This window comes from Synechocystis salina LEGE 00031, assembly GCF_015207985.1.
Taxonomy (GTDB): Bacteria; Cyanobacteriota; Cyanobacteriia; order Cyanobacteriales; family Microcystaceae; genus Synechocystis; species Synechocystis salina.
The window spans coordinates 1-3,832 of the sequence record NZ_JADEVV010000098.1 but is presented as its reverse complement, the minus strand read 5'-3'; the positions used below and the strand labels follow the sequence as shown (position 1 = coordinate 3,832).

At 49.7% G+C, this 3,832-nt stretch carries 6 protein-coding genes and 1 pseudogene; 5 read left to right on the top strand and 2 right to left on the bottom strand.

Going from position 1 to position 3,832, the window contains the following annotated elements; genetic code table 11:
• A pseudogene (locus tag IQ217_RS18565) lies at positions 1 to 437 on the bottom strand (helix-turn-helix domain-containing protein); the annotation flags it as partial.
• 170 nt (positions 438 to 607) lie between these two features.
• Between IQ217_RS18565 and carA the strand changes: the two are divergent.
• On the top strand, positions 608 to 1,762 hold the full coding sequence (carA, locus tag IQ217_RS18560) for a glutamine-hydrolyzing carbamoyl-phosphate synthase small subunit (RefSeq protein WP_194021391.1): 1,155 nt from the start codon (positions 608 to 610) through the stop codon (positions 1,760 to 1,762).
• On the opposite strand, the gene IQ217_RS18555 is transcribed toward carA, so the two are convergent.
• Complete coding sequence (locus tag IQ217_RS18555) at positions 1,759 to 2,091, bottom strand: hypothetical protein (protein ID WP_194021382.1); 333 nt, start codon at positions 2,089 to 2,091, stop codon at positions 1,759 to 1,761. The two genes, carA and IQ217_RS18555, sit on opposite strands and share 4 nt — an antisense overlap.
• A 209-nt stretch (positions 2,092 to 2,300) precedes the next feature.
• Between IQ217_RS18555 and IQ217_RS18550 the strand changes: the two genes are divergently transcribed.
• The 4 genes from IQ217_RS18550 to IQ217_RS18535 are packed head-to-tail and all read left to right on the top strand — an operon-like array spanning position 2,301 to position 3,599.
• Positions 2,301 to 2,603 carry a hypothetical protein gene (locus IQ217_RS18550; protein WP_194021381.1) on the top strand — a complete coding sequence of 101 codons (303 nt, stop codon included), beginning with the start codon at positions 2,301 to 2,303 and terminating at the stop codon, positions 2,601 to 2,603.
• Positions 2,500 to 3,000: a hypothetical protein gene (locus IQ217_RS18545; protein WP_194021380.1), complete on the top strand. Its 501-nt coding sequence runs from the start codon at positions 2,500 to 2,502 to the stop codon at positions 2,998 to 3,000. The genes IQ217_RS18550 and IQ217_RS18545 overlap by 104 nt, the downstream gene beginning before the upstream one ends.
• Positions 3,001 to 3,009: 9 nt before the next feature.
• Positions 3,010 to 3,225, top strand: a complete 216-nt coding sequence (locus IQ217_RS18540; RefSeq protein ID WP_194021379.1) for a hypothetical protein — start codon at positions 3,010 to 3,012, stop codon at positions 3,223 to 3,225.
• Positions 3,222 to 3,599, top strand: a complete 378-nt coding sequence (locus IQ217_RS18535) for a hypothetical protein (protein ID WP_194021378.1) — start codon at positions 3,222 to 3,224, stop codon at positions 3,597 to 3,599. Before IQ217_RS18540 ends, IQ217_RS18535 begins: the two co-directional genes overlap by 4 nt.
• The last annotated feature ends 233 nt before the right edge of the window (positions 3,600 to 3,832 follow it).

The following is a 3,832-nucleotide window of genomic DNA, read 5'->3' as shown; positions in this document are numbered from 1 at the left end:
TCGGCAAACCCATCACGCCCTGGGTCAACAGAACTGCTGGTGACTCGACGGCGGGAACGCACACGGCGGCCCTGGCTAGTGGTGGTCTCACCATTGTCACCATCTGGATCGTTCAGTTCAGCCACAGGGGAAATCTCGGCCACGGAATCCGAAGGACTGTTAGTTTCCGTCCCCTCTGACTTTTTCCTGGATGGCTTGGGCAAAGGTAGCGTCAACTGGGCATCATTTCTGGGTCCCTTACTGCCCCTTTTCTCCTGCACCAAGGTTTCATACTCCCCACTGGCGATCGCCGTTTTTAGGAGACGACTGACGGTGGAAACGCTCACCCCAAAACGTTCCGCCAAGGTAGTGGTGGTGGCGGGGGTTTGCCGGTAAAGGTCAACCAACTCTTGTTTATCGGTGTCGGTCAGCTTAGCGGGACTCATGGCAGTAACCATCAGGACAATTTGACATTAGTGGAACAGACGACAGGGGTGAATCTGCTAATATGTGGTTGATTCGGCGGCGGCCGGGCGAAAGCAAATTACCCTGGGCAGGATTCCAAGGATATAACTTTTTCCCACTACGGCCGAATGGTCCTATTCCAGCTACCTTGCAATATATCATTATGCCAATTGCTGCGGCGAAACCGGCCCTTCTTGTCCTTGCGGATGGCACCGCCTATCCCGGTTGGTCCTTTGGGGCCAATGGCACCACAGTGGGAGAGGTGGTATTCAACACCGGCATGACTGGTTACCAAGAAGTGATGACCGACCCCAGTTATTGCGGCCAAATTGTCACGTTTACCTATCCCGAGTTGGGCAATACCGGAGTCAATGGAGAGGATGAAGAATCTATCTATCCCCACGTCAAGGGGGTAGTGGCCCGCAACATTACCCGCCGCCCCAGCAATTGGCGATCGACCCAATCCCTGCCGGACTATTTAGTAGAACATAAAATTATCGGCATTTATGGTATCGACACCAGGGCCCTGACCCGCAAGTTGCGTTCCGTTGGTGCCATGAACGGCGGCATCTCCACGGAAATTTTGGAGCCGGAAGCCTTGTTACAGCATATTCAGGCGGCCCCGAGCATGGCGGGGTTGAACCTGGTCAAGGAAGTGACCACCCGTGAAGTTTACGAATGGACCGATCCCACCAATGACCATTGGCAATTCGGGCCAGTGGCGGAACAAAAGGGACAACCGCCCCTCACCGTGGTGGCCCTGGACTTTGGGGTGAAGCGGAATATTCTACGTCGCCTTGCCAGTTATGGTTGTCGGGTGATTGTGGTGCCCGCCAGCACGTCCCCAGCGGAGATTCTCCAGTACAACCCCGACGGCATTTTCCTTTCCAATGGCCCTGGTGATCCCGCAGCGGTAGAGGAAGGCATTGTCACCACTAAGGAATTGTTGGCGGCGAAAAAGCCCATTTTTGGCATTTGCATGGGGCATCAAGTGTTGGGGTTATCTTTGGGGGCGGAAACCTTTAAGCTCAAATTTGGCCATCGGGGGCTCAATCAACCCTGTGGTCTCAAGCAACAGGTGGAAATTACCAGCCAGAACCATGGTTTTGCGGTGACGGAAGATTCCCTAGTCGAAGAAGTGGAAATTACCCATTTCAATCTCAACGATAAAACGGTGGCGGGGCTACGCCATAAGGAACTACCATTTTTCTCGGTGCAGTATCATCCTGAGGCCAGTCCTGGGCCCCATGATGCTGATTATTTGTTTGCGGATTTTGTCCAGTTGATGCGCCAACAAAAGGCCGAGGCCGCTGCTTAGTAACAGTTGCGATTGACCATATTGCCGATAGTCATAGTAGTACAATTTACACTGCGTCCGTTGTTAAACCGGTAGTTATCAAAGGTTGTGTTGCCGACCCGTTGGCGACTGTGATCAAGCTGGTTACCACGGTTGTCCCGCACAGTGCCATAGCCGTTATTGCCGTACTGATTGTAATTAACATTACTGCGGTAACCATTACGACCCTGGTAGGTGCCATAGTTTTGGCGGTAGTTATCGTTGCCGTAGCTATAGCCGTTGTAATACTGAGCTTGGGCGGCGGTTCCAGTAACAAGAACCAGCACCGCAGTTAAAAGGATAGTTTTCATACAATTTCCTCAAAATTAGGATTGGTGATGAAGGCGATCGCCACTAGAGGGGTTGGATTCACCTTCGAGTTAGTTATCGGTACTGGCTAGGAAAGTTATGCAAATGGAGCAAATTTATTTTTGTGGTGATGTTTTGGGAGAGATTTGCATAAAGTTTGGCGGCGGGGGCGATAGATAAACAGTTCCCTTTACAACCCCGATGAAAAGCCATGAGTGACCTCCAGCCCGTAACCACCGTTCTTGCCCAGCGGACTATTTACGAAACCCCAGGGGTGTTTAGCCCCAACCAAGGTATTGTCAGCGCCCTCATCAACTTTCCCACCCTCAATGAAGATTTAGTAATTCAACGGATTATTCAGGATCATCAAGCCAAAAAAGCCCAGGAAAATTCCCTCTGGCGTATTGGTGGTGGTTTATATAGGTCTGTGCCTAGGACTAGGGGACGGTTTCCAAGTTGGGGATTTAATTGGGGCTGCTGTCGGTTCTGGTCTCGGCGGCGGTATCAGCAATGAACTGCAAAGGGCAGATGAAGCCACCCTGCGGGCACTCAATTTGGAATGGGTAAACAGTCCTGATTCCTATATCTATCACCGTAAACGTCACCGGGGAGAAGCTGTCCGTCGCCTGTTGTTGATCATGCCCCATCCCCAAACCTCTGCTCCTAGCACTAGTTTTGCTGTGCAGTTTCCTGATGGCTATGTGGCTTGTTTGGCGATCGCCGACATTGCCAATCAGTTGATGTTTACCATGGCAGGTTATGGCTTTGACCTTGATTGGGTTGGCCAAAAGCAGAATTTGGGCTTTATTCCTACGGATTTAGGCAATAGTTTACCGGTGGAGATTTGGAGTGGTCAGAATCAACATTTGGTAGCCATTCCCTACAATACCCCCCACCAATTTATTTACTAAGGAGCAACCATGGATAACCTTTACAAACAGCAACGGTTAAACACCATTGAAGATGACCGTTGGCAACAGTTCCAAGCGGATGCCCGTAAGCGTCGTTTAGTGGCGATCGGAGTGACTTCAGTGGGGATAGCCCTAGGTTACTTTTTGCAAACAGTATGGATTTTTCTCGCAGTGGAAACAGGTCTTTGGTTAGCCCTTAAATATGGGAGGCACCTTAAAAAATGAGCTTTAATTATTACGATTTACCCCAAGAGCAACAACAATATTTGGCTTCCCGCTTCGACAACTATGGGTTAGATCCAGAATTAGCCTATAACCATCTGATTCCCATCGATGTGAAACTCCAAGGGGCGGATTTTGTCGAAGAGTTTATGCGGAACAAGCATATTTCCCATATTTACCCCCAGAGCAGTTATCCAGATTTAGGCGATCGCCTCGATAACGTTTTTCTGGAAGACCCCTCCGCTAACCTGGCCCGGGGAGCCGATATTGCTAGTCCCGATGAAATTTTTAATGCTCAGCTAGACAACAGCCAAGATGCTTGGGACATGGACTTCGATGACAATGGCATTTTGGATCAATGGGAGGCTTTCTACTAGCTCTAACAAAATTTTGACTAAAGTTAGGCCGTGGAAGGGTAGGGATCTCATGCTTGCTCTTTCATCGCTTTTTTGAATTAATCTAATCACTCACCCGTTCTAGCTGGGGCATTGTCTGCTTAGGGAGTGAGAGCTAGAATTGTTACGCAGTATAAGGTTGAAAAAAATGAACTGTATCTATTGTGAAAGTGAACGGGTAGTGAAAAATGGAAGAAAGAAGCTGAAGACGAGAC